Source organism: Ruania alba (genome assembly GCF_900105765.1).
GTDB lineage: Bacteria > Actinomycetota > Actinomycetes > Actinomycetales > Beutenbergiaceae > Ruania > Ruania alba.
In genome coordinates, this window is record NZ_FNTX01000002.1 from 233,617 (window position 1) to 259,470 (window position 25,854).

A 25,854-nucleotide genomic window follows, 5' to 3' on the forward strand; every position below is an offset into this window, starting at 1 on the left:
GGCAGGGGCCTGAGGGGTGAAGTTGCGTAGGAATTACCGATGCCACGGCCGAACCCGAATTCCTAGCCTGAGGAGGCCGCGGCCTGGTCGGTGCGACGGTCTGCGACCACGTATGGCGGCTCGGGGAGGAACGGTGCTGATTTCGGCTGTCGAGGACGGCATCGAGAACTTGCTGCGCGCCGCCCTCCCGCTGGACCGTCAGCACGGCGATATCTCCTTCGAGGCCCCCAACAGCACCTGGTCGACCACGGTCAACCGGCTCACCGTGAACCTGTTCCTGTACGGGGTGAGCCGGTCCGCCCAGCCCCCGATGGTGCAGCCGGATCGGCGGGACGCCACCGGGCGGGTGGCCCGCAGGTTCGCCCTGCCGATGGTGGAGCTGTCGTTCCTGGTGAGCGCATGGGCCGGGTCGGCCCGTGACGAGCACGAGCTGCTCAGCGATGTCCTCACCCGATCGCTGACCTATTCGACGATCCCGGCCGAGCATCTGAACGTCTCGCTGGACTCCACCGTGCAGCTCGCCGTCGCCAACGACGAGAAGAACCGGCCCCGGGACGTCTGGAGTGGTCTGGGTGGAAGCCTGAAGGCCTCGTTCGTGCTGATCGCCACCGTGGCGGCGGATGCCTACCCGTGGCAGGAGGCCGCACCGGTGGTCGACCGGGTCACACCCGCCGTGCGTCCGAAGCCCGAGCGCCCATGAGGATCGCGAGCGTCATCGATTGGGCTGAGATCGCCCCCGGCTCGGCCGGCGTGATCGGACTCGATGTCGTCAACACCAGCGACGTCATCGACACCCTGAGCGTGCGCGCCCTCGGCATTCCCGCGAGCGTCACGATGCGCAGCGATCCAGCCGAGCTCACCCTCTTCCCTGACGCCGAGGGGCGACTCGAGGTCCAGCTCGGCTTTCCCGACACGTTTCCCGCGGGCAGCTACCAGGTGACGCTCGTAGTGCAGGGGCGCTCCTCGGGGAGCACCGAGGCCCTCCACGATGTCGAGATCGTGATCCCGCCCCGGCCGGAGGCGTCGGTGACCGCGAGACCGACGCTGGTCCGCACCCGCGGCCGGGCGCTCTTCGAGGTGACGGTGGCCAACACCGGCAACACTGCCCTCGACCTGGCCCTGCGGTCCGTCGATACCGACCGGACCCTGCGGACCTCGGTCTCCCCCACCACGCTCACCGTCCCGATCGCCGGTGCCGCGGTCACGGCGGTCACGGCACGGGGCCCGCGCCAGTTGCTCGGAACCGACCAGGACCGCCCGTTCCGCCTGGTGGCCGAGGCCGAGGGCACCTCGGCGGAGGTGACGCTGACACTGCGCCAGCGTCCGGTGTTCGGCCGTGGCGTGATCACCGTACTGGTGCTGATGGCGATCCTCGCGGCGTGGGCGGTCGCCATGCTGGTGGGCATGCGCGAGGTGCTCGGCACGGACCCACCCACCCGGGTCGCACCGGCGTCGTTCTTCGCCGCGAGTGATGGTGAGAGCGTTGGCAGGAACACCGATGCCGGCGCAGGTGACGCCACCGGTGCGGCCCCCGCCGGCGCCGTCAGCAAGGACGGTCTGCTGCCCGTCGGCGTCGGAGCCACGATCACCGGGACAGTACAGGGGGCCGACGATCCCGCAGGCGTGGGTCGCCTCAACGTCGACGCACTCCGGGAGTCGAACGAGGGGCTCGTCCTCGTCTCCTCGGCAGCCAGCCAGGCCGACGGAACCTACACCCTGTCGGGTCTCTTCCCGGGCGAGTACCTGGTGCGGATCTCCTCACCCGGGTACGAGACCGTGTGGTACCCCGCCGGCACTGAGGAGTCGGGCGCGACGCCGGTCCAGGCGTCCGCTCAGGAGGTCACCGAGGGAGTGGACATCGCGGTGCCGGGAGAGCCGGCATCGATCGCGGGGAACGTCAGCACCGGTGACGTCGAGGATGTCGCGGTCACGGTGACGGCCACACCCACCTGGGCGGCGGATGATCTCCTACCCGTGGAGGTCGAGACAGGAGCCGACGGGCAGTACGAGCTCACCGACCTGGTCGCACCCGGCACCTACGAGCTGACGTTCGCCGCCAATGGCTACGAGCCCACCAGCATCACCGAGACGGTCCTGGGCGGTCAGGAGCGGCTCGCCCTCGACGTCACTCTCGGCACCGGAGCGGGCACGATCACCGGAATCGTCACCGACGGGACCGGCGGGCTGGGCGGAGTCGAGGTCTCCACCACCTTCGACGGAGAGGAGATCGTCGTCGGCACCCCGACGATCGGTCAGATCGGGCGGTTCGTGCTCTCCGACCTGCCCACCCCGGGCACCTACGTGCTGACCTTCAGCAAGGACGGGTACGCCGCCGAGACCGTCGTCGTCGACCTGGGCGCCGGTGAGTCGAACACCGACGTGAACCTCGCCCTCACCGGAGGCGCCGGAACGATCCGCGGTCATGTGGTCGATGAGTCCGGTGCGGGCGTGGGCGGCGTCGAGGTGAGCGCCGGCGGTGCTGGCACCACGTCGACCACCACGCTGACAGCGGGCGACGTCGGTGCCTTCGTCCTGCCGGGTCTGGAAGCCACCGGAACCCTCACCCTGACGTTCACCCGGGAGGGCTACGTCTCCGCCTCCACACCTGTGGACATGACGGAAGATCCGCCGTCGGACATCACCGTCACCCTCGCCGAGCTGTACGGAACGATCCAGGGGCAGGTGACCGACTCCGACGGAGGCATCGCCGGTATCCGGGTGGAGGCCACCGACGGCTCCACCGTGTACCGCACCACGTCGACCGCCACCGGGAGCGCCGGCACCGGCTCGTATCTCTTCCCCGATCTTCCACCGGGCACCTACACAGTCACGCTGGTCCGCGACCAGATCGCGGTGACCACGGCGATCGTGCAGGTGGAGCAGGGCGCGGCCACCGACCAGGACCTGCCGCTCGCGGAGGCCGACTGACATGCACGTCGACATCGCACCGCGGCGCGTCGCGGCCGTCCCCGGGGCGCCGAGCGAGTTCCTGGTCACGATCACCAACACCACCGAGGTGATCAGCGGCTACTCGCTCCGCGCGCTCGGAGTGGACCCCGAGTGGGTCACCTGCGACGCACCGGAACCACGCCTGTTCCCCGGCGAATCCACGACGGCGCAGCTCACCTTGCGCCTGCCCGACCGCTCTCCCGCGGGCGACCGGGCGGTCGCGATCCAGGTCACCGATCTGGGCGATCCCTCCCGCACGATCGTGGAGGAGGCGATCGTCGAGGTGGCGGCCGCTCCGCACGCCCGGGTCGACCTCGACCCTGCGACAGTCACCGCCGGCCGATCGGCCGGATACAGCTGCACCGTGTCCAACGAGGGCAACACCGTGCAGCTGCTCCGGTTGGAGGCGACCGACCCGGAGGACCGCACCAGCTTCGACTTCCAGCCTCGGGAAGTGAGACTGGGTCCCGGAGCCAGTACCACGGTGGACCTGACGGCGAAGGCACGACGGCCGTTCCTCGGCGACGCAGCGCTACGGCCGTTCACAGTGCGGGCCACCGGTCCGGGGATACCCGAGGGCAGCAATGTCCCGGCCGCTGCCGGCATGTTCGTGCAGCGGCCACGTCTGTCGCGCGCTGCTCTCGGTCTCATCGGGCTGATCGCCGCCATCACAGTGTTCGCGACGATCATCACGATCGCCCTCAGCTCGATCGTGCAGCAGTCCGCCGCCGACCGTGACCTTGCCCTGCAGGTGGCTCAGGCGCGTGAGCAGGAACCCGAGACGGGTCGGTCTGACGTCAGCGGCTCCGTGATCGAGATCGGCACGGGTGCCACCGCTCCAGGGGTGTCGGTCGAGCTCTTCCCGGCCGATGATGCGAGCACCCCAATGCTCTCCACCGCCACCGACGACGAGGGGCAGTTCAGCCTGATCCAGCTGCCGGCCGGTGAGTTCCTGCTGCGCGTGCGTGGCGCCGGCTTCGCGGAGGTCTGGTACCCGACCGCAGCGACTGCCGCCGACGCGACGCCGCTCACCCTCGACGAAGGTGGTTCGATCGACGACCTCACGGTCGTCGTCGGCGGTGTTCCGGCTCAGATCGCGGGGACGGTCAGCGGGGACGACGTCAGCGGCGCGTCGTTGCGGGTGGAGCTGCCGCTGGACGAGGAGCCCCTGGACGGTGGGGTGGAGCCGGCCACCGACGAGACCGCGGCCGACGGCACCGGTGGCGGCGCGCTGGTGCGCAGCGTGCCGATCAGCGAGGACGGCACGTTCGAGGTCGCCGACCTCCCCTCGCCCGGTGTCTACGACCTGGTGGTGAGCAAACCGGGTTTCGCGACGTCCATCCAGCGCATCGACCTCTCCGCCGGTGAACGCCGGGACGACATCGCCCTGAACCTGGCCCTGGGTGACGGCTCGATCACCGGCACCATCGACGGACCGGACGGTCCGATCAGCGGTGCCGCGATCGTCGCGACCTCGGGCGAGACGCGGGTGGAGACGGTCAGCCTGACCGAGGGCGAGACCGGCGGCTTCGTCCTGCGTGATCTGCCGACCCCGGGTACGTACACGATCGCAGTCTCGGCTGATGGATACGCGAGCGCCTCGCTGACTGTGAGCCTCACACCGGGTCAGCAGTTCACCGGTGTGGACGTGGTGCTGGGCCCCGACCAGGGCACGCTGGGCGGCACAGTCACGCTGGACGGCGGCGGCGCAGGCGGGGTTCTGATCACGGTGTCCGACGGCGCCACCACCTTGCAGACGGTGTCCCGATCCACGCAGCCGACGGGGGCGTGGGAACTGGCCGGAGTCCCGCTCCCCGGTGACTACACCGTGACGTTCGCCCGTCAGGACGTCGAGTCGCGTGTCCTCTCGGTCAGTGTCGACGCGTTCGGAGTCGCGACCTCCCACACCAGCGCCACCTCCATCGACGTCGCACTGCGTTCGGCGACGGCCAGCCTGTCCGGCCAGGTGAGGCAGACGCGCGGCGACGGGCCTGCCCAACCGGTGGGCAACGTCGTCGTGACGGTCAGTTCGGGGGCCGCCGACCGGGTGGTCACGACAGCGTCGGTGCCGGCAGCCGAGGTCGGGCACTACCGGATCGACAACCTCCCACCCGGCACCTACACCGTGACCTTCACGCGCAGCGGCACCCGGCCCACCTCCGAGATCATCGAACTGGACGCCGCCCAGCACCGCACCCTCGATCCGGTGCTCGTGGCACCGGCCCGCATCGAGGGCACCGTGACCACCGACGACGGCCCGCTCGCAGACGGTTCCGTCTCGCTGTACCGGGCGAACGAGTACGGGACCTCTGCCGCGCCGGTGGCCCGGACGAGCACCGACGGGTCCGGACGCTACGTGATCGAGAACATCGCGGCACCGGAGAACTACGTCGTCGAGGTGCGCACCTCCACCGGCAGCATCGCCGGCACGTCACCCCCGTTCACGCTCGAGGCCAGTGAAGATCGCACGCTCGACATCAGCGTCACCATCGAGTCCGAGGCAGGAGGGTCATGAATCAGGCACGCCGGAGCGGGCCACAGGCTCCGACCGTCTCGATCGAACCCGGCGCCCATGCCCCCGCCGCTGGGGTGGCGACCATCCGGGTGCACGCACGCAACCTCGCACCCGGCACGCGGCTCCTGCACGTGGCAGTCGTCGGGCTCGACGAGGGCTGGCTGCCGGCACCGGCTGAGGTCGAGGCGGCGGCAGACGAGACCATCACCGTCGAGCTCGCCGTGACTCCGGCGGAGGGTGCCGTCCCGGGGAGCTACCCCTTCCTTGTGACCATTGACACGACTCCTACGAACAGCGCAGACGGCACGGTGGAGCGCACGCTCACCGATGCGACGCTGCGGGTCGATGGGTCGAGCGATCTGGTGCTGTCGGTGGAGCCGGCCGACAGCCGTGGCCGCCGGCGCAAGCGGATCGAGGTGGTGGTGGGCAACACCGGTGCGACGCCGGTGGAGGTCGCTCTGACCAGCACCGCCGATCAGGAGCTCACCGTGCACCTGGGCTCCGGGCGGGTGGAGCTGGGCCCGGCCGAGACCGTCCGGGTACCGGCACGGGTCGGCCCACGGCGGACGCGTCTGGTCGGATCCCGCACACGGCACTCCTACGAGGTGCTGGCGACGGGCCAGGCAGCCCCCCGCCGTACGCAGGCGACTTTCACCTCGGGCGCGCTGCTCAGTGCGGGGGCCATGCGGGCGACGGCGGTCGTGGCAGTGGCCGCGGTGTGGCTGGCCGGGGTGCTGGTCGCCCTCCCCTACGTGGCGGATCGCTTCAGCTCCGACGAGACTCCCACGTCGGCCGAGAACGTCACGGTCGACGCAGACTCGAGTGGGGACTCGTCCGGGACCGATTCCGCAGGGGGGAACGACGACCCCAACGCCAACGGGGATGCCGGCGGTGTGGGTGATTCCGGCGGTGCCGGACAAGAAGGCGACGAGGAAGGCAGTGCGCAGAGCCTACGGATCTCGGGTGTCATCACCGGTGCGGCACCCGATGATGCAACCATCGAGGTCGTGCCGACCGCGAGCCTGTGGCCCTCGTCGGCTGCCGTCACGGCCGGGCCGCAGCCGGGGGCCGCACCGGGGAAGAGGATCGTTCCGGCGGCACCGACGGCGCCAGTCACGCCGTCAGGGACGGCGCAGCGACTCACCACATTCGCCGATGGGAACGGTGCTTGGGCGCTGGCCGGTCTCACGGCGGCTGCGCGGTATCTGGTGACGATCACCAAGCCCGGGTACAGCACCCAACGCGTGGTCATGTCCGGAGCCGAACTGGCCGCCACGCCGCTGGAGACGGACCTGCAGGCCGGCGACGGTTCGATGTCCGGAACGGTGCAGGGTCCGGATGGTCCGGTCGGTGGGGCCGAGATCACGCTGACCGACGGCACCACGACCATCACGACCCGGTCGGCCACCACAGGCACCGTGGGCAGCTGGCAGGTCGATGGCCTGGTGACGCCCAGTACCTACCTCGTCGAGGCGTCCTCGCCCGATCTGGGCACCGAGGCGGAACTCATCGCGTTGCCGGCATCCGGCGCACGGACCGCTGACCTCACGCTCGACGCCGGGGTCGCCTCGGTCAGCGGACAGGTCGCCGGGCAGAACAGCCTCGGCCAGAGCAGCGGACTGGGCGGCATCACGGTCACCGCGACCGACGGCACCACCACCCGGACCGCCACCACCCTGACGGGTGAAGGCGCTGGAGCGTTCCTGCTGCCGAGACTGCCGGTCGGGTCCACGTACACCATGACGATCTCCGGGGACGGGTACACCACCGTCACGCGTGAGGTGCGACTGACCGCCGAGGGCGTGAGCGGGTGGACGATCCCGATGACCTCCTCCGGTGGTGTCGTCCAGGGAGCGGTGTCCGACGAGACGGGCACCGGGATCACCGCAGCGGGGCTGACCCTGACCCATGGCTCGGACACGACCGCGGTCTACAAGACGATGTCGGCCTCCGACGGGTCGGGCACGTTCCGGTTCTCCGGTGTCGATGCCGGCACCTACGTGCTCTCCGCCGAATCGTTCGGCCACGAGACCAGCTACGCCGAGGTTATCGTCCACCCGGGTGGGTCGGTGGAGGTCGACCTGACGCTGCCCGCTCTGGTCGGTGACGGTCTCGTCGCCACCTCGTCGATCACCGGTCGGGTCACCGACTTCACCACCGGCGGATCGATCACCTGCCCGGTGCTGACGGAGGGCGAGGAGTGCCGGGTCACCGCAGAGGTGAGGGCTGTCGACATCGACGGCCAGAGCCACCTGCTCTCCACCGCAGTGGCTCCTGACGCCGACTACACCCTGCCGCAGGACAGCGACACGGTGACGGGCCTGCTTCCGGGACGGTACGTCGTCACGATCACCGCCCCGGGATACGAGCCCGGCGAGGTGGAGGTGACGGTGCCGATGGCCACGGAGGTCCAGGCCGAGACCGTGGCCCTGATCCCGTCACCCTCCCTGACCGGATCGGTGCAGGCACGCACGGGACTTCTGCCCGAGGGAGTGTGTGTGATCGCGCGGTCGGTGGCCGAGTCCGGGGCGATCGAGAACCCCTGCGACGCAGCCGAGCCGGAGTGCAGGACCACGACCTCGCGATGCGCCCTGGTCACTGACGGCACCTACCGGATGGACCGGCTCGCGGCGGGGCGCTACGAGGTCTCGGTGACTGGGCTCCCCGATGACTACCTGGTGCCGGATCCGAAGTTGGTCACGCTGATCGCCGGTGAGGTGCAACGGCACGACATTCTCGTCGAACGCCTCGGCATCGTCTCCGTGACGGCGTCCCGCTCGGACGGCACCTCGCGAGACCGGGCAGAGGGTGCGTGGATACGCGCGGTGCGGGACGGGGAGACCGGAGCGGAGGTGGTCGACGAGGAACGAGTCGGTGAGACCGGCTCCGTCCAGCTCACCGGCCTGGCGCCCGGCACCTACACCATCGCCGCATCGGAGGACCAAGGAGGTGAGGTCCTGGCGAGCGCCGAGGTGACCATCGGCCTGAACCAGGAGGTCCAGATCCAGCTCGTGCTTGCCTCGAACGAGGACACGGTGCACGCCTCGGTGATGTACCAGCTCGAGGCGGCCAAAGACCTACCCGTGGCCGACGCCAGCATCCTGATCACCGGAGTGGCGGCCTACCTGAACGGTGCGGCGATCCCGGGCACGTGGTTGGTGGAAACCGACAACGACGGCAACGCGGTGATCTGTGCCGATCCCGACGCCGGGTGCGAGCACACGGTCCCGGTGCTTGAGAACCCCTGGACGATCCACGTCTATGCCCCCGGATTCGAACCTGTGACACTGAGCAACGCACCGCTCAGTTCGCTGGATCGCGTGATCCTCACCCAGCAGGCGCAGGAGTTCACCGGTTCGGTCACCATCGCCCCGGACACCGACGGGGTGGTCGAGGGCACGCGTTTCGAGGTGCTGCAGGCCCCACCCGGAGTGGGAGACCTCTCGCTGCAGGCCGGACCGGACGGCAGCGTCACCTTCTCCGACACAGGCGCCCCGGAATCCGGCCAGATCCGCCCGGGCCGCTACACGATCCGCGCCACGCTGGACGGATACGCCTCCTCGACGGTGGAGTTCAACGTGCCGTTGACCATCACCGGGCCGCCTCCGGAGCCGACGTGGGAGTTACTCCAGGATGCACGGGTCCGGGTGGGGGCGACAGACGACGACACCGGAGCACAGGTTCCTGGTGCGGTGATGACCTTGCGCGACCCGGACGGCGATCTCGAGCTCGAGCGCACCGCAGGACCGAGCCAGCGGGTGGTCGACTTCGGCACCCTGCCAGCAGGTGACTACGAGGTGGACATCAGGATCGCCGGGTACAAGCACCTGGAGTCCGCGAACATCACCGTGGACCCCGGGCGCACCGATCCCATCGAGGTGCCCGTGACCCGACTGGGCACGATCACCGGTGAGGTCGTCACCGTGCTTGAGGATGGCTGGACCCAGGACCTCCCCGGAGCCGATGTCACCGTCACCAGCGGCGCTGACGATCCGACGTTCACCACGTCCTCCGGCGAGGACGGTGGGTTCGCAGTAACTGGAACCGTCGATCTCGAAGGACTGGTCGACGGGGAATGGAACGTGTCGGCCGACGCTGACCACCACGAGGATGCCGACGCTCAGGTCGTGCTCGACGGGGGTGTCCAGCAGCAGGGCGGCGAACCTCTCAACTCGGTCACGCTCGGTCTGAACCCCGCCCCCGCGAACCTTTCGGTCACCGTCGCCGACGGCACGGACCTGGTGGAGTCGCTCGACGTCGTGCTCATGCTCTCCACGCCCGACGGCTTCCGGTCGATCACCCCGTGCCAGGAGGGAACCGCTGGTTGCGAGACCGGGGATGGCACCTTCCACTTCGTCGATCTGCTGCCGACCAGTTACACCCTCTTCGTGAGCGGGTCCGGTTACCTGCCGGTGAGCACGCCGGTCACACTGGAGGCCGGCCAGCCGCAGCAGCTCCAGGTCCCGATCACCGCGCCCACCGGCTCGATCCAAGGCCAGGTCCTGCGCACCCTGCCCGACGGCTCCACCCACCCGGTCGATGGTGGGGATGGGTCGCTGTCAGTAGCTCTGGTGGACGACGACGGGGACCGTCGCTATGCAGTCTCCGGCGACGGCACTTACCTCATCGAGGGAATCGAGGCCGGGGCATACGGTGTCGTCGTCCGGGAGCAATCCGGGGGCACCTGGACCGATGTGGCGCCCGTCAGAACCGTCAGCGTGCTCGCGGGGCAGAGCCTTGCCCTGGACCTGACGATCCCGCTGACCTCCCGACCCGTCCAACTCACACTGAACTCGGCCAATGGCACCGATCTCACCGGGGCCCTGGTCACCCTCATCGGAACGGTCGAGGGCGAGGGCGAGGAGCTCACCTTCGGCCCACAGCCGGTGACCCGAAGCGGCGACCACACCTACGCCGTCACCTTCCAGCAGGTGCCGGTCGGCACTTGGACGGCCACCGTGGCCGGCCCGGCCGGTCACTACGGCAGCCACGTGAGCGACGAGATCGACGTCGGTGCCGGCGACGGTCCTGTCGCGGCAAGTATGGACATTGCCGAGACCGAGCTGCGATTGCAGATCGCCCCGGTCGACGGCCCGCTGACCCCGCCCTCGCGGGTCACGGTCACCGCGAGTCCCGCCGATACTGACAGCACTGACAGCACTGCCGTCGAGACGGTCACCACCACTTTGATCACCGGAGCCGGAGACACCGTGATCTATCTCCCCGCCGTCGGTTGGAACCTGGAGCCCGCGATCGAGGAGGACTCTGGCTGGGAAGCGACGATCGACCCGGTCTCGATCAGTGGCGGCGTCACCAACGAGCTTGCCCGGGTGAGCCTGGTCGCCCCGGAGATCGCGACGACGACCACGTTGGACCTTTCGTCACCGGAAGCCGTGATCGGAGATGAGGTGACCGCCACGGTCACAATGTCTGCGGAGGACGGCGGCGCGAGCTCCGGCCCGTCGACCGGCACGGTCGAGTTGTCGTGGCGCCAGGCAAGCGCGAGCGACTGGACCCTGCTCGGTGACACCGTCGACCTGACCGCCGGAACGGCAGTGATCGGCATCGACACCTCCGACTGGACCGCGGGCGACTACGTGCTCCGGGCGGTCGTCACGCCACCGGACGGCTGGGCCGCGTCGTCAAGTACGGCCACCCTCGCCCTCACCGAAGATGTTTCTGGGTCCGAGAGCGATTCCGGAACCGATGCCGCCGGTTCCGGGTCCGGCGCCGATGCAGGCCCCGGGCCCGACAGCGACTCCGGGCCCGCAGCCGATGCCAATGCCGATGCCGATGCCGACCCTGACGCTGGGGCCGGCGACCAGGCGAGCGCCGACGGTCCGTAACGGCGAGGCGGGTCAGCCGCCGATCCACAGCCGTCGCGGTGATTCAGCGCCAGATCATGAATGCGGCGACCACCACACCCGCGGTGACGACCGAGGCGATCAGCACGACCAGCCACGTCGGCCAGTGCGAGCACTGCACGATCTGTGCGGGCGGGTTCACCACGACCGGTGCCGGGGCCGGCGGCGGCGCAGGTGCCGGCGGGGGCGCCGGATACAGGTCGGCGCCGCAGCGCACGCAGGCGCCCGCGCTCGCGAGGTTCTGCTCAGCGCACTCCGGGCAGGCGATCACCGCAGCGACCGTCGTGCCTGACGCGCCGGGTGCTCGGTTCAGCGCGCCATCAGTCTCCGCTTCTGCGGGCCGTGCGGCCTGACGCGGCTGTGCCCAGAACAACGGGTAGTCGCAGGAGGGGCAGAAGTCGCTCGCAGCACGCCCGCTGCCGACCGCCGTGATGGTGCCGCACTCGGGACAGGTGATCTCGCGGCTGGTACCGGTTGCCGTCATCGCTCCTGCCTCCCTGCCGCTGGTGCCGAACCGTCCCCCGGCCAAATCTGCCGGCCCGCGACGACGATCTCGACCCCCACATGCGCCGGCACCTCGTCGCGCACGAGCTCGACGAAGTCCTCCTCGGCCAGCGGACCTGTCGAGGTGACCTCCAACCGGACCCAGCGTGCGCCGTCGGGAGCTCGTCCTTGATCGAAGACGCCACCACTCTCGGAGATGGTGACCGGTGCACCGGAGTACAACTCGAGCAAGGTCACCAACGCCTTACGGGTGCCGCGCCACGGCAGCGTCTTGGCGACGGTCAGCAGCATCTGGCGCTGCGCATGGGGCCCGTAGGCGTCGTCGACCTCGGGGGCGGCGAGCCACCCGGAGAGGTACCGGACCATCTCGATCGGGGCAAGGCGAGGGTCGGCCAGGTGCGGGAGGGTGTCGGCGTGGGAGAGGAGGGTGTGCGCCTCGGCCTGGAAGATCCGGACGAACCGGACGAAGAAGTCGTCCGCGAGCATGCCGGCCGGGAGCTGCCCGACCAGCCAGTCGTGCTGCCGGGCCGAGTGACCCGCCACCGACGCCGGTGCGCTCGGCCGGTGTGTGACGATCGCCGGGTCGGTCACCGGATCACCACCCGGTGGTCGGCGGAGAGGAACAGGGCATTGTCGCTCAATGGCAGCCGCTCGCGTCCTTCGCCCAGGCGCCGGCCGTTGCGCAGGTCGTAGGAGAACAGCTGCAGTTCGTCGACCGCCAGCACCCCCTCCACGGACTCGATCACCTGGGTGAGGGCGGCCGCCGTCAACGGCTCCCCGAACGGCCAGCCGACACCGTCGCTGCCGCCCACTCCCGGATGCACGAACCGGGTCAAGGCCTCCGTGACCCGCTGACGAACTGCCGCTGCCGGCCGGCCCGGCAGCCCGCGCACCAGCGCCGCCACGCTCACCCCCTGGTAGAACGGTGTGCCCACCTCGACCGGGACCCCGACAAGACGCCGTTCGTCGACCGCCCGTGCCACCTCTTCGAAGAGCCGCGTGTCCAGCGCATAGTCGTCGATGGTGTGGGCCTGGACAGGAGTCCGCACCGTCGGCACCACCAGGAGCTGGACCACTCCCGACCCGCTGTCATGAGTCGGCAGGCAGCGGGCGCGCGCCACCTCCACCGACGCCTCCAGTGCCACCTGCTCGAAATCGCCGGCGGTCACCGCCCGTTGCCCACTGCGCAACGACAAGGGACCTCGAACCTTGGCCTCCTCGACAGTCTCCGCGTCGACGCCGCCGACCGCGGAGCGAGGGTTGGACGCCGACGCCACCATCGGTACCGCCGAGCGGACGACGGTCAGGGTGCCGGCACCGACGTTGCCGCGGGATCCACCGCCCGTGCGGTATCCGGTGACCCGCACGGTCGCCCCGTCGGGCGGGATCGCGCCGTACTGACGGATGCTGCCGTCGGGTTGGCGCACTGCCGGGCCGAACCGCACCTCACCCGTGGCCGAGTCCCAGACCACGTGCCGGTCGGTGGGCCCGGACCTGGCGAAGTCGCTGACCTCGCTCCAGCGGTGTGACCCGCTCACGTCGGCCACGACCACCCCCTCGTCCTCGCGCAGGGTGGCGACCGGAGCAGTCGAGACCGTGAACACCTGCCCGGGAACCCCGGCCGAGCGTCCGAGCACCTCTCCCGGCACGGCGGTGGAGTGCTCCGCTGGAACGCTGAGGCCCACCGTGCTCACGATCAGCGCCCGGATCCGCGGTGATGCTTCGTAACCGGGCCGCTGCGGTGTCGCGCGCAGCAGCCGGGCACGGATCCAGAACGCTCCGGTACCACCCAGCACCAGTGAGACATGGTCGGGCCCGATCAGCAACACCAGGCGGCCGTCGGTGTTCAGACCGCCGGTGGTGTCCTGCTCCACCTGCGTCGGCGCCCAGGCCTCACCGGTCCAGACCTCCCATGCCAGCGGTGGCCGCGCCGGGTCGACGCCGATGCCCGCCGCGTGCGCTGCGACGTCCAGCTGCACCACGTGTCGAGCGAGCGAGCGACGCATGCCGAGGTACAGGGCATCCCCCTCGATCAACGACTCGGAGAAGCAGGCAGCTTCCTCGCCGGGGACGCGCAGCGCTTCGGTGACGTCGACGATCTGCTCGCTGTCGGCGCCGCGCGTGTGGGCCGCCACGAGCTCGGGCGGTTCCACCGTCGTCTCGGCCGAGGTGGTGAACACGACCGAGGACTCCCCCGTTCCGGCGGTCGTCGCCACCTCGGTCCCGGCGGGCACCACCACCGGCCGGGTCGCCGGTGCCGACAGCCGGAAGGTGATGTCGGTGCGGGCGACGCTCGGGGGGAACGGCTCCACGCCGACGAGGTTGAGGAAGTGGACGTACAGTCGCTCCGGCACCTGGTTGACCCGGTACAGCACCGTCTCGCTCATCCACGCGAACAGTTCGATCAGTGCGACACCGGGGTCGGACAGGTTGTGATTGGTCCACTCCGGGGTGAACCTCGGGATCATGCGCTTGGTCTCGTCGACGATGTCCTGGAAGCGGCGATCGTCCAGATCCGGCGGTTCGATCGGCATCAGGACTCCTCACGGGGAATGACGTAGAACGGATAGACCAGGTTGCGCCGGTCGTTGCTCGACCGGATGCGGTAGGTGATGTGGATCCGCACCAGCCCGGCCTGGTCCTCGTCCTGTACTGGGCTGACCTCCTCGACCTCGATCCGCGGCTCCCACTGTGCGAGCGCGTCCCGGACGGCCTCGCGGATCAGCCCGAGCAGGTTCGCCGTGACCGGCTCGAAGAGCAGGTCCCAGATCCGGCACCCGAAGGCCGGGCGCATCACCCGCTCTCCCGGCGCCGTCAGCAGCACCACCCGGATCGCGTCGTCGAGGCCCGCCCCATCGCGGGTCATCGCGATCGCACCGGTGTGGTCGACGCGGAGCGGCCACGCGAACCCGCTTCCGACGAAGTTGGCCGCATCCTGGCGTCGATCGTTCATCGCGCGCACCTCAATTGATCTTCACGACGGCGCCACTGACCTCGGTGCTGGCGCTGCCCTTGATCACTGTGGTCGTCCCGGTCACGACCGCACGAGTCTTCGCGGACGCCTCGAACGTCGTCGACGCCTTCGCTTCGACGTCCATGCCTTCGAGGGTCAGCGACTGCTTCGCCTTCATCGTGATGCTCGCGGCGTTGATCGTGAGATTCCCCCTCCCGTCGAACGTGAGCGACGCGGCACCGGAGCCCTCACCCGAGGTGATCACCAGTGGCGTCTCGGCAGCGTGGATCTCCGTCTTGTCCTTGCCGATCCGCACATAGCTGCGATCGCCGGCCAGCGCCATCCGCACGTACTGCTCCGCATCCGCCTTCCCGTCTGCGATCTCGATCCGATGACCTTCCCGGGAGACGAAGTAGCGGGTCGTCACCTCAGAACTGTTCGGGGCGAGCGCCGGTGTGGGGACGGTGCTCTGCTTCCCGAACAGCCCGCCGAGGACGACCGGCCGGCGCACGTCCCCGTCCTCGAACGCGAGGAGCACCTCATCGCCCACCTCGGGGAGCACCACCAAGCCCCGGTCGGGACCGGCGCCGAGAGAGAGCACCCGGGCCCAGGACGAGGATGCCGAGTCCGAGACGCCTTCGAGCGCCACCCGGACCCGGCCGCGCTGGTCCGGGTCGTTGATGTTGTCGACCCGTGCGACCGTGATCCCGGTGTGCCGCAGGCTCGAGGCCGACGGCGGAGCGCGCCACGGATCGGTGAGCCGAACCGGTGGCCGGTCCCCCACCACGAAGGTGGTGCGCAGCGAGGTGGCGTCGACCTGGTGCGAGACCTCACGCACGTAGTAGGTCCCGTCCGCGCTGCCCGCGGACCGGATGGTGACCAGCCCTCCCGGCCGTAGCCCCGGTATGAAAGAGCCCTTCCCTCTCCCGCTGACCCGGCCGGCAGCTGCCGCCAGCCCGCCGGCCACCTCCTTCGCCTCCGCTTCGGTCATGGACAGTTGCCGGGTCGCCAGCACCGGGGCCGACTTTCCGCCGTCGACCGGTGCGAAACCATTGCGATCGCCCGGGGTTCTGGTAGTCGCGCGCCCGGTCACACTCCGCTGCCGCTCGGGGTCCCAACCCCGGACCGTGAAGCTGCTCGGCCCGGTCTCCTCGCGCCGGACAGCGAAGCCAATCAGCTCCACGCCGAGGTCCAGGATGGGCGCCTCACCCGCCCAGGGTGCCGATCCCGAGACGGGCCAGACCGCGAACCGTTCCTCGAGCACAGCCCAGTCGCAGCCCAGCCTGCCCGCGATCTCATCCACGAGGCCGAGCCGGGAGTCGGCCCGGAACGCCCACGCGTGGGTGCCGCCAGGCACATCGACGTCGGCACGCAGCCCCGCCCCCTGAACCGTCGAACGGATGATGTCGGCGTCGGACATCTTCTGGTGCGTGGTCACGGCACGATCGCGGGAGAGGTCATAGGCCTGGTCATGCACGGTGGCGGTCACGGTCGCGCCGCGGTCGGTCGCCTCGAGCTCGACACCGGTCACGGTGCCGGAGAACACGACCTGAGCGGGCGAGACCGATGAGATCGTCACCGTCTTTCCCAGCTCGACGACGCCGCCGGCGAACGTCCCCCGGTCGAGGAACCGCACCTGTGCCCGCCCGATCGTCCGAACACCGGTGTCGACCCGGATCTCGAGCAGATCGTCAGCGAGCTCTGTCCGCAGCTCGGTACCCTCGATCTCCACCCGCAGCTGGGTCTGGGTGTGCGGGTCCTGGTGCGCCTGCGCCGTCATGACGCCTCCACCCGTGGCACGGCGAGCATCGTCCCTGGCCGGACGGCCAGCGGATCGGCGATGCCGTTGGCATCGGCCAGAACGCGCCAGCGGGTCGCGTCCCCGTAGTAGCGGGCGGCGATGCGATCGAGGGTCTCCCCCGCGAGCACACGGTGCACGCGCTGCGGTTGCGGGGTCCCGGAGGTGGGATTCTGCGGTCCGAACGCCCGTGACTCCTCGTACTGACGCAGCACGAGCGCGAGCTTCGCGCGCAGTGGTGTGCCGCTGGCCGAGAAGTACGTGAAGGTGAGGCCGAGCGATGCCACGACCGCCTTGAAAGAGTGCAGATCGCCCCAATGGAAGGTCACAGCCGGTGGTCGCGCATTCCCGCTGGCGGCATCGGAGCCGGGGAGCGAGGGGTCGATCTCCATCAGCTGCACGATCCGGCCGGTGTACTTCGTGACCGGGCTGCCGTCGTGAGTGGTGTCGAAGAACAGGTCGACGGCAAGCGAGCCGGGTTCCGAGCCCGCGTACCGGAGGCGAGGAACGCCGCGGCCGGGTCGGGTCGGGGCCTCCCAGCGGTTGCCCCTGCTCAGATGCAGCTGGGCCGGATTGAACAGACACGGCAGCTTCTCGCCCCCCTCGACCTCGAGGAACGCCTTCACCGGTCCGGTCTCAGCCATCTAGAACACCTCCATCCCGCGGCGCCAGGCTCGTCGCTCGGTCTCCTCCCGCAGCCTCTCCTCGACGACGGCCATCACCCGCTCGTCGAGTTCGGTGTCGAGCCATTCATCGACCCGGGTCAGGACGCGGTCCTCGAGGTCCCGCACCCAGGAGGGCTCGACGTTGGCACTGCTGCCACCGGGTTCACGCTCCTGGGCCGGCAGGAACGAATAGCTCATGCTCATCGGAGTGTCCTCTCGGCGGCGGGGGATCGATGGTGATCCGGCCGTGGACGGCGGTGGGGGCGGTCCGGAGCCTCGGCGGTACTGCGCATGTGAACCGGCTGAACGTGGCGGATCAGCCGAGCTTGTCCAACCAGCCGAACGGGGCGGCCCGGTCAATCCCCGCGCACCCTGCGGGCCGGCACGGTGGAGGCCGGCACCGTTCTGGGGGTAGGCACCGTGCTGTGGCCCGGCGTGGGCTGGGGTGGCGGTCTGTGCCGGGCGGCGAGCCGACCGTGGCGGCACCACGGCGAGCCCCGGCGTCGCCGAACCTCCGGACGGGAGCCCGCCGGGAGACCCTCCCGCTGGGGCGCCCGGTGCGGGCCGGCCGCCCATCACGCCGTCCATCCCGGCCACCGCCGGTGTGACTGTGGTCGCGGCAGGCACGCCTCGGTGCCCGCCGATCACGCCCAGCGTGCCTGGCTCGTGAGAGGCGTTCTGGCGTCCGGGTCCCGCACCGCCGGGTGGGGCCGGTTCTCCTGCCGGCTGCCACGCTCCCCATCGATGCGACCCCGGCTGGAGCGACGGCCGGGCAGAGGTGCGGTCGCGGCGCAGGTGCGGGTCGTCGATCCCGAGGCCGGTCCAGGAGCGACGCCGGATCATGATGGTGCGGTAATGTCCGGCTCCAGGCAGGCGATCTCCAGCGGCCCCCGTGGAGCGGGGCTGCGCTGGCACACTGCCCGCAGATGCTTCGGTGACAGCACTCATCTCGGTGGACGTCGTGATCTCGGTGGACACGGCACCGGGATCGCCGGCCCTGGGTGCTCGTGACACCGAGATCGCACCGGTGGGCCGTCCGCGGACGCTCACGCGCCGGACCGTCGAGGGGGCCGTCGGCCGTGCTCGTCCGAGGGGATGCACACGCTGCCCTGCTACCGACGCCGGTGCGGCAGCACCCATGGGGAGGTCGAGCAATCGTGCTGCTCTCGTGATCGGCCCGAGAACGTGACCAGACCGCTGTGCGAGTGCCCCCGGTCCGCCGTGGCAGCCACGCGCCATCCCCTGGAGCCCTGGCGCGCTGGCATCGGGCAGCACCTGCCCGCCGGTATCACGCACAGTGCCGCGCTGCATCGGCTCGCCGGCAGGTCGCGCCGTGCGGGGCGACGTGACGTGCTCGGCGGAACCGGCGGGTGAGGTGACCTCAGGTGCGCTCCTGGTCGTCACGGAGGTGCTCGTCGGTGTGATCGCGTTCGTTCGCGCAGGCACCGTGGTCGTGGCGCTCGTAACGACGGATGCCGGACTGGCATCGATGCGCTGCGGACTGCGGGGGATCCGCGCTGACGCCACAGTCTGCGTGGCCCGGGCTCGGCGCCGCACCAGGCGTGAGGTCAGGGCAACAGCAGATGCGCTGAGCGTCGCTGCATAGCCTGGGAGTCCGCCGGCGGGCGAACCCTCACTCGATATCTGGCCCCACTGCGCGCCGGCAGGGCCCCGGACAGGGCCAGTCGCACGCCTCCCTCCGCCGTCAGAACTCTCAGGATCGACGATGGCAGCCGGGTTCCCTCGGGCTCGGCCGATATCAGGATTGCCGCTGGTTCTGCCATGCCTGCTCGGTCCAGGCAACTCGCCCGGTCCAGGCTGCCCACCCTGCCCGCGCTGTCCGCTCTGTCCGCCTGGTCCAGGCTGCCCACTCTGCCCGTCCTGCCCACGCTGGCGTCCGCTGGCGGCGGACCGTGGGCGTCGGCGCACCACCCGGCGGGCGCGGGCGTCGGCGGGGGTGGTCATCCGGCCGACTGCTGCGACCTCTTCGGGCAGCTGCATCGGAACCGCCTGCGCCGTCATGGTGGCCGGGATACGGCCGGGCCGGTGCGACGCCTCGTCCGGAACGGGACCCACGGCCCGCCGGAGACCACGGGCGGGCAATGGGCGGTCCGCCCGGGTGCCGCCGAACCACCACCGGGGTGGCCTCACCCCGGACTCACGCTCACCGACGTCCGCGCTGCGGGAGGACCCAGCCGTGGCCAGTGCCCGACGTACGGCGCCCGGCCGGCCCCATCCGCTGACGAACCGCATCGAGGATGCGGCCAGTGCCCCGATCTTGCTCGGGCGAGGCCCACCCCAGGGGCCAGCATGTCGATAGCGCTCCGCGATCTGCCCACCCATCGAGGTCTCGCCGGGCAGGGGCAGATCCGTCTGGTCCGGTTTCTGCGTCGCTGCCGGCTCCGGCGCCCCAGTCATGCCGTCACCGCACGGAATCCGTTGTGTGCGACCTCAAGGGTCTCGTTCAGCGGTGCATCCGAGTCGGCAAGCAGCTGCGGCCCGCTCCAGCTCACGGCGAACACACCCTCCAGCTCCCACGATCGCATCCGGTCGCCGGTGTGGTTGATGACCGTGACGGCCCCGGTGGCGCGCGTCAGCACGTTGTCGTTGCCGGCGAAGCCCGCCCCCGAGCTCTTCGCCACCCAGGTGAACAACGCGTCGGACTGCACCAGCCCGCGAGTGAACACCAGATGGGGCCACCGCATCACACCCGGGAGCTGATGCACGTAGGAGTTCTGACCACCCTCGACGTACTCCTCGACGGCCACGTCCAGCTGCAGTCCCGAGACCTCCCGGAACGTGCCGATCTCCACACCGTCCACCTCGAAGAGGAAACGGCTCGACGTCGACGGCTCGCCTCCGAGCGGCGCCAGGTCAGGCGTTCTCACGGACCATCTCCCACGCGTGTTCGTTCATTGCCGAGACCGCACGGACCATCCGCACCCGGTCGAGGTGCTCGAGGTCCAGCAACTCCTCGAGCGGCCAGTGCAGGTGATAAGCGAGGTAAGCGATCTCCTGCCAGAGCGCATCCGGCGGATAGTGCAACATCGGACGATCACCCGGTCTCGCCGGGGATCTCCTCGATGGCGGATCGCCGTGGCCGATGCCTGCCGGCGCCTTCCGCGTCGATCCTCGACTGCAGCTCGGGACCGTCGGCAGCAGGCTCCGCCACCCCCGTCGGTTCCGAGGGTGGCACGGACCGCTCGGTCACCGCATGGGCCGCGACGAACTCGTCGAACTCTGCTTCGGTGCCGAAGTTGATTACGCCGTAGAAGTCCTGCAGAAACGCCAGGTCCGCCGCGAACAGCCCTTCGACCTCGTGCGGCGTGACGAGCTCGAGCGATCCGAGCTGCTCGACCACGCGGGCCAGCACCAGCACGGTCAGTCGCGGGTCGTCCGATCCCGTGATCGTCGGATCGCGGAGCGGTTCGAGCTCGTCACGCGCGGTCGCGAGCCGCATCGTGCCCCCGCGATGGACAGTGCCGTGATCGTCGACATAGCCACGCGGCAGCGTGAACTCATAACTGGTACGCACGCCTACTTGATCCGTTCGAGCCGTTCGATGACGATCGTGATCGTCTCTTTCAGTGCATCCGATCCATCCACGGACAACTGATCGGTCGCGATCTTGCTCGGCCAGCCGTTGAAGAAGTTGAACCTGGCGACCTCCGTGCTCGCAGCGTCGTAGAGGACGACTGATCCGTTCTTGCGGTTGCTGGCGCGTTCGCCAGCCAGCCCACCTTCGCGGACCTTCTTGAACCACTTCCAGAGCTCGTCGTTGTCGATGTCCGCCGGGGCCACGCGGGTCAGTGACAGGTCGGAAACCTCGACGGTCTGGCCGAGGAACTTCACCTGCTGCTTCTGTCCCTTCTCGCCGATCTGGGTGGACTTCCCGACGCCGACTTCGACGTCGAGCCCGGAGACGGTCATGAGCGCGGAGACGACCTTGCCGTCGATCTCCAGGAAAAAGTTCTGCGTGATGATCGGGTCGGCGGTGAACAGGCCAGCCATGGGTTTGCTCCTCAGAATGGGGTCAAGCTCGGGTCAAGGGCGACGCGGCCGTCAGGAGGCACTCAGCTTGTTCTGACTGACGCGGAAGATGACGAACTCGGCGGGCTTGACCGGCGCGAGGCCCACCTCGACGACGAGCTTGCCCGCATCGATGGACTCCGGCGGGTTCGTCGTCTCGTCGCACCGGACGAAGAACGCCTGGTCCGGGGTGGCCCCGAATAAGGCGCCTTCCTGCCACAGCCCGTGCAGGAATCCCGTGAGAGTCCGCTTGACGCCCTCCCACAGCGCAGTGTCGTTGGGCTCGAAGACCGCCCATTGCGTCCCCTCGAGAATGGTCGACTCCACCATGTTGAACAGGCGCCGTACGTTGAGGTACTGCCAGTCGGTGTCGGAGGACATCGTCCGCGCACCCCAGATCCGAATGCCGCGGATACCGAACGGCCGAATCGCGTTGATCCCGATCGGGTTGAGGATCGACTGTTCGTTCTGCGTGATGCTCTGCTCGACGTCCAGCACCCCACGAATCGTGTCGTTGGCGGGCGCCTTCCAGACCCCACGACTCTCGTCGGTGCGAGCCCAGACCCCGGCGACGTGCCCCGACGGTGGGATCAGGATCTCCGCTGTTCCGTTGCTGCCCGTCGGGTTGTCGACCTTGATCCATGGGTAGTAGAGCGCGGCGAAGCCCGAGTCGTACTGGGCGGCGTCCGCACGCCAGTCACGCACGGCCTGCGGGCTCAGCCCGGGGGGAGCGTCGAGCAGCGCTATCCGGTTGGAATGCTGCTCGCAGTGGGCGATCAGTGCCGTCTGCACCGCCTTCCACATGCCCAGGTCGAGCGAGCCGTCCTCCTTGGTGGCCGCAGTGACCAGGTCGGGAACGGTGACGATGGTGACGTCCTCGGCGAGCGCGAGGCCATTGATGCCAGTGCGGGCCGACTCGGAACCGGCGAACTTGCGCGGTGAGACGGGCACGCTCACCGGGGCGGCCTTCTCCAGCTGGTACGCGCCTGGCTTGAGCAGCTCGAGCTGGTCCTCGAGGGTGACGTCGGTAGCGAGGTCGACCTTCACCTTCACCTTCGTCGATCCCTCGTTCACGATCGTGGCGGCGTCGCGCGGGCCCCCGAAGGTGAGATCGGAGAAACGCTCGACGACCTCGTCGTTCTCCAGCACGGTCAGCGAGAACGGTGTCGGCCCCTCGAGATCGTCCGGGGCGTCGGCGGACTCGATCGCGATCGTGAGGTCGGCATCTGGGGCGATCGACTCCACTGTCAACGGCATGCCCAGCGCACGATCAGCAGCCGGCAGCGCACGCGTGGCCGCCTCTCCCGACGGTTCGGCGTTCGGTACCCGCACGATGTAGGCGAGGGAGCCGCCATTGAGGAAGTAGCCATAGACCGCCAACGGCAGCATCGCCCCGTCGACGAATCCGCCGTACATGCTCTCGTATTGCGACCAGCTGGTGACCAGCCGGGGCGCGAGACCCTGCGGATCCTCAGGGTCCGAGGGAGCCGTCTGGGTGAATCCGACGAACGCGGTCACCGCAGTCGGCGCGGCGGTCAGGACCTTCTGCGAGGACGGGACCTCTTCGACGTAGACGCCGGGCGCTGTGTACGTGGGCACTGGACATCCTTTGGTAGGGCGGAACCGACGCTGGTACGGGTCCCGATTTGCTGCCGTCGGCGGCACGTTCTCGAGCCCCGCTCCGCCGTCAGCGTAGGAACCGCCCTGCACGGGGCCATCGGTAATCGGTACCGAAGTTTCGCCGGTAGACCCGACCAGATGTGTACAACCGTTCAACGTTTCCCTAGGGTCGATGCCTGTGACAGGTGAGCCAGATCACGACGACCGCGGCACGCTCACCAGCGCCCACGCCCTGAGCACTCGATCACGTGAGGTGGCTGGTGCGTCGAGTGCGGGCACCCCCAGCGCCGCTGCCGACCACGCGCCGGCCCAGCAGATCGAGCAGGTCCACCAGCTCGTGCGCTCGCTGCACGCCGGACGAGGGACCCTCGTCTTCGGCGAGGCCGGCGTCGGCAAGTCGCACCTGGTCTCCCGAGCGCTGATCGGAGAGGGATACCCGGACGAGATCGCGAGCCCGTCACTCCCGCCACCACCGACGACGCCCCTGACCACCGCGTTCGAGGGGTTGGTCCACCTGCTCAGCCTCACGCGCCGCCCCGCCACCGCCAGCGAGGCCGCAGTCGTCGTGCGGCAGCAACTCACGCCCGCGAGCTCGGGTCGGTGCCCGCCACTGCTGCGGGTCGACGGAGCGCACCTCCTCGACGACGCCAGTGCCGCCGTGATCGCCGAGCTGGCTCGACGTGGCCACCTCACCCTCGTGGCGACGGCCCGCCCCCATGCCGCCGCCACCGCCCCTTGGTACAACCTGTGGCACGACGCGATCCTCGACCGGCTCGACATCCATACGCTCCCCGCCCACGAGATCGAGGGCCTTCTGACCTCGATGCTCGGCAGCCCGGTCGCCCCCGGCATCCTGCACTACCTGTGGAGTCGCAGCGGCGGCAACGCGCTCCATCTGCGTGAGCTCGCCGTCAGCTTGAACGCAGCGGGTGGGCTCACGGCCGATCGACCGGTCCGCTCCCTCACTGTCATGCCGGAACCGGCACCCGCCTTGCTGGCAGTCGCCACCACCGAGCTGGCCGACCTCAGCGAGAACGCGTTGCACGCCCTCCGAACTCTGGCGCTGCTGGGCCCGCTCACGCTCGGGACACTCCGCGACAGTATCGACCGGGGCACGGTCGAAGGCCTCCTGCAGCGCGGCCTGATCCGCACGCGACCGGCCGAACGCCTCCCGGAGCTGATGGTCGAACCCGCCCACAACCTGCTGCGCGAGGCGCTGCTCAGCACGATGCCGCACGATCAACGGCTGGCGATCCTGCGCCACGCTACCGGTCATGGAGGGGGCGGAGGCGTCCTCGGACGCCAGGCGGTGCTCCTGATGCTCTCGCAGGGATGGCCACTGGGGTATCCGACCATCCGCGGTGCGGTGGCCGAAGCGTTCTCCCATCACCGTCCGGATGAGGTGGTCTCGCTCGTGGATGCCGCGTTCGGCCCCACCGGGAGCAACCGCCTGAGCACGATCGAGACGATCAGCCTGCTGCTCGATCGAGCCGAGGCACACCGCCTCCTCTCCGACGCCGACGCCGCACTGGATGACATCGCTGCCCTTCTCCCGCAGCTGCGTGGCGCCGTCGCCGCTGCCCCCACTGATGCACGCCTGCCCACCCTCGTGCTCACAGCCGCACGGCTGCGTGCCGATCTCGAGCAGCACGATCAGGACGACCTCGACGCCGCGCTGAGCTCTCTCGCCGAGGCGAACCAGTGGATGTCCGAGCTGCCGGTGCCCGAGCACGCCGACGGTCCACGCGTCGAGCTCGAGGTGTCCCGACTGCGCCACCTCGGCTACGCCGGCAGGCACCGCGACGCCCGTACCCGCTCCCTCACCCTGCTGAACGAGATCGGCGACCCGAGGTTGGTCCTCCCGCTCGTCTACCCCACCGGGATGGGCCTGCTCCAGGCCGGTCAGTTCGACGACGCCTGGAGCATCGCTGCCCGCTATCGCTCCGCGATTTCGGCAGGATCGGACGCCCGCGGCGAGGCGGCGGACGAGCTCGCCGCACTGCAGGTCCTCGCTCACCTGGCGGCAGGAGAGATCGACGAGCTCGAGGCCCTCGCACCGACCCGGTTCGACTCGCCTCGGGCGGGCGCCAGGTGGTTGGACGTACACGTCGGCGCAGGCTTGACCGCAGCCGCGCGCGGCGCCTGGTCACGGGCACAGCACCGGTTGCGGAAGGGACGCGATCATCGTGACCTGCTTGCACCTCCCGGGATCGACGCCTACGCACGTGCGGTCGAAGCATTGGCCGCGGCCGCCGGGGGCGAGCGGGTGCAGGCGCAGGAACTGCTCACCAGCATCCGAAGCATGCCCCGAAGCCAGACGGCAGTGCTGAGTGGCGAACTGCGCCTGCTGCGGCTCGACACCATGCTCTGGCTCCGCTCGCCGTCGCTGCCCCAAGCCGCACGAGCCCTCGCCTCCTGGGCTCGACTGTCCGGACTGGCGCGTATCGAGATGGAGGCGCTGCACCGGTCGCTCCTGCTCGACCTGCGCTCCGCGCACCTTCCCTACGACGGCGTGCTGGACCGCATCCGCCAGCTCCGCCAGGACCTCGCCTCACCACGCGCCAGCGCCCTCGCCGCCCACGCCGAAGCCCTGGCCGATGCCGACACCGACCTGGCCGGCATCGCCGAACGCGATCTCAACGAACGGGGCCTGTGGCTGCCACCAGGACCACGCTCGCACGGTCTCACTCCCCGTGAGCGTGAGGTCGCCGCGCTCGCCCGAGCCCGCCTGACGAGCCGCACCATCGCCACCCGGCTCGGGGTCTCCAGCCGTACCGTCGACAGCCACCTCGCCAGCGTCTTCGCCAAGCTTGGCGTCTCCAGCAGGGAAGAACTGACCTATGCGCTCCGCTGACACCCACGAGGCCGCGGCGCCTCGCCCGCGACCGTCCACACCGTCCGCCCCGACCGCGCAGACAGGCCCACCGGCACGACCGGCCTCCGTCCGGGACGCGCTC

Annotated in this window: 17 protein-coding genes; 5 read left to right on the forward strand and 12 right to left on the reverse strand. The window is 69.9% G+C overall.

What is annotated here, in order from left to right; genetic code table 11:
- Window positions 1–133: 133 nt before the first annotated feature.
- From BLU77_RS11615 to BLU77_RS11630, 4 genes are read left to right on the forward strand one after another with little or no spacing between them, the layout of a single operon-like run.
- A complete protein-coding gene (locus BLU77_RS11615; RefSeq protein WP_175477072.1) occupies window positions 134–700 on the forward strand; it encodes a Pvc16 family protein in 567 nt (188 codons plus the stop codon).
- Window positions 697–2,928, forward strand: coding sequence for a carboxypeptidase-like regulatory domain-containing protein (locus BLU77_RS11620; RefSeq protein ID WP_089773324.1), 2,232 nt, complete (start codon window positions 697–699; stop codon window positions 2,926–2,928). The genes BLU77_RS11615 and BLU77_RS11620 overlap by 4 nt, the downstream gene beginning before the upstream one ends.
- A gap of 1 nt (window position 2,929) precedes the next feature.
- Window positions 2,930–5,464, forward strand: a complete 2,535-nt coding sequence (locus tag BLU77_RS11625; protein ID WP_089773325.1) for a carboxypeptidase regulatory-like domain-containing protein — start codon at window positions 2,930–2,932, stop codon at window positions 5,462–5,464.
- On the forward strand, window positions 5,461–11,310 hold the full coding sequence (locus tag BLU77_RS11630) for a carboxypeptidase regulatory-like domain-containing protein (protein ID WP_089773326.1): 5,850 nt from the start codon (window positions 5,461–5,463) through the stop codon (window positions 11,308–11,310). Before BLU77_RS11625 ends, BLU77_RS11630 begins: the two co-directional genes overlap by 4 nt.
- Window positions 11,311–11,353: 43 nt before the next feature.
- Here BLU77_RS11630 and BLU77_RS11635 read toward each other — a convergent pair whose 3' ends face one another.
- The 12 genes from BLU77_RS11635 to BLU77_RS11690 all read right to left on the reverse strand — a co-directional run bounded on the left by BLU77_RS11635 (window position 11,354) and on the right by BLU77_RS11690 (window position 22,876).
- Window positions 11,354–11,812 carry a hypothetical protein gene (locus BLU77_RS11635; protein ID WP_089773327.1) on the reverse strand — a complete coding sequence of 153 codons (459 nt, stop codon included), beginning with the start codon at window positions 11,810–11,812 and terminating at the stop codon, window positions 11,354–11,356.
- A complete protein-coding gene (locus BLU77_RS11640) occupies window positions 11,809–12,423 on the reverse strand; it encodes a phage tail protein (protein WP_245708827.1) in 615 nt (204 codons plus the stop codon). The genes BLU77_RS11635 and BLU77_RS11640 overlap by 4 nt, the downstream gene beginning before the upstream one ends.
- Window positions 12,420–14,366: a putative baseplate assembly protein gene (locus BLU77_RS11645; protein WP_089773328.1), complete on the reverse strand. Its 1,947-nt coding sequence runs from the start codon at window positions 14,364–14,366 to the stop codon at window positions 12,420–12,422. Before BLU77_RS11645 ends, BLU77_RS11640 begins: the two co-directional genes overlap by 4 nt.
- Window positions 14,366–14,785, reverse strand: coding sequence for a GPW/gp25 family protein (locus BLU77_RS11650; RefSeq protein ID WP_089775683.1), 420 nt, complete (start codon window positions 14,783–14,785; stop codon window positions 14,366–14,368). The genes BLU77_RS11645 and BLU77_RS11650 overlap by 1 nt, the downstream gene beginning before the upstream one ends.
- Before the next feature lie 10 nt (window positions 14,786–14,795).
- Window positions 14,796–16,565 (reverse strand): phage baseplate assembly protein V, encoded by a 1,770-nt coding sequence (locus BLU77_RS11655; protein WP_089773329.1) that lies wholly within the window; start codon window positions 16,563–16,565, stop codon window positions 14,796–14,798.
- Complete coding sequence (locus tag BLU77_RS22930) at window positions 16,562–17,227, reverse strand: CIS tube protein (RefSeq protein WP_089773330.1); 666 nt, start codon at window positions 17,225–17,227, stop codon at window positions 16,562–16,564. Before BLU77_RS22930 ends, BLU77_RS11655 begins: the two co-directional genes overlap by 4 nt.
- Window positions 17,228–17,452 carry a hypothetical protein gene (locus BLU77_RS11665; RefSeq protein ID WP_089773331.1) on the reverse strand — a complete coding sequence of 75 codons (225 nt, stop codon included), beginning with the start codon at window positions 17,450–17,452 and terminating at the stop codon, window positions 17,228–17,230. It abuts the gene before it with no gap.
- Between the two features lie 2,210 nt (window positions 17,453–19,662).
- On the reverse strand, window positions 19,663–20,136 hold the full coding sequence (locus tag BLU77_RS11675) for a phage tail protein (RefSeq protein ID WP_245708828.1): 474 nt from the start codon (window positions 20,134–20,136) through the stop codon (window positions 19,663–19,665).
- Window positions 20,123–20,296 (reverse strand): DUF6760 family protein, encoded by a 174-nt coding sequence (locus tag BLU77_RS22105; protein WP_175477073.1) that lies wholly within the window; start codon window positions 20,294–20,296, stop codon window positions 20,123–20,125. The genes BLU77_RS11675 and BLU77_RS22105 overlap by 14 nt, the downstream gene beginning before the upstream one ends.
- A gap of 7 nt (window positions 20,297–20,303) precedes the next feature.
- Window positions 20,304–20,783, reverse strand: coding sequence for a hypothetical protein (locus BLU77_RS11680; RefSeq protein ID WP_217632431.1), 480 nt, complete (start codon window positions 20,781–20,783; stop codon window positions 20,304–20,306).
- Between the two features lie 2 nt (window positions 20,784–20,785).
- Window positions 20,786–21,259 (reverse strand): phage tail protein, encoded by a 474-nt coding sequence (locus tag BLU77_RS11685; protein WP_089773333.1) that lies wholly within the window; start codon window positions 21,257–21,259, stop codon window positions 20,786–20,788.
- Between the two features lie 51 nt (window positions 21,260–21,310).
- Window positions 21,311–22,876: a phage tail sheath family protein gene (locus BLU77_RS11690; RefSeq protein ID WP_089773334.1), complete on the reverse strand. Its 1,566-nt coding sequence runs from the start codon at window positions 22,874–22,876 to the stop codon at window positions 21,311–21,313.
- A 193-nt stretch (window positions 22,877–23,069) separates the two neighbouring features.
- Between BLU77_RS11690 and BLU77_RS11695 the strand changes: the two genes are divergently transcribed.
- Window positions 23,070–25,751, forward strand: coding sequence for a LuxR family transcriptional regulator (locus BLU77_RS11695; RefSeq protein ID WP_089773335.1), 2,682 nt, complete (start codon window positions 23,070–23,072; stop codon window positions 25,749–25,751).
- Window positions 25,752–25,854: the final 103 nt, after the last annotated feature.

Coding starts and splice junctions, on each gene's coding strand:
- BLU77_RS11620 (WP_089773324.1), top strand. CDS start 697: ATGAGGATCGCGAGCGTCATCGATTGGGCTGAGATCGCCCCCGGCTCG.
- BLU77_RS11625 (WP_089773325.1), top strand. CDS start 2,930: ATGCACGTCGACATCGCACCGCGGCGCGTCGCGGCCGTCCCCGGGGCG.
- BLU77_RS11630 (WP_089773326.1), top strand. CDS start 5,461: ATGAATCAGGCACGCCGGAGCGGGCCACAGGCTCCGACCGTCTCGATC.
- BLU77_RS11635 (WP_089773327.1), bottom strand. CDS start 11,812: ATGACGGCAACCGGTACCAGCCGCGAGATCACCTGTCCCGAGTGCGGC.
- BLU77_RS11645 (WP_089773328.1), bottom strand. CDS start 14,366: ATGCCGATCGAACCGCCGGATCTGGACGATCGCCGCTTCCAGGACATC.
- BLU77_RS11650 (WP_089775683.1), bottom strand. CDS start 14,785: ATGAACGATCGACGCCAGGATGCGGCCAACTTCGTCGGAAGCGGGTTC.
- BLU77_RS11655 (WP_089773329.1), bottom strand. CDS start 16,565: ATGACGGCGCAGGCGCACCAGGACCCGCACACCCAGACCCAGCTGCGG.
- BLU77_RS22930 (WP_089773330.1), bottom strand. CDS start 17,227: ATGGCTGAGACCGGACCGGTGAAGGCGTTCCTCGAGGTCGAGGGGGGC.
- BLU77_RS11665 (WP_089773331.1), bottom strand. CDS start 17,452: ATGAGCATGAGCTATTCGTTCCTGCCGGCCCAGGAGCGTGAACCCGGT.
- BLU77_RS22105 (WP_175477073.1), bottom strand. CDS start 20,296: ATGTTGCACTATCCGCCGGATGCGCTCTGGCAGGAGATCGCTTACCTC.
- BLU77_RS11685 (WP_089773333.1), bottom strand. CDS start 21,259: ATGGCTGGCCTGTTCACCGCCGACCCGATCATCACGCAGAACTTTTTC.
- BLU77_RS11695 (WP_089773335.1), top strand. CDS start 23,070: ATGCCTGTGACAGGTGAGCCAGATCACGACGACCGCGGCACGCTCACC.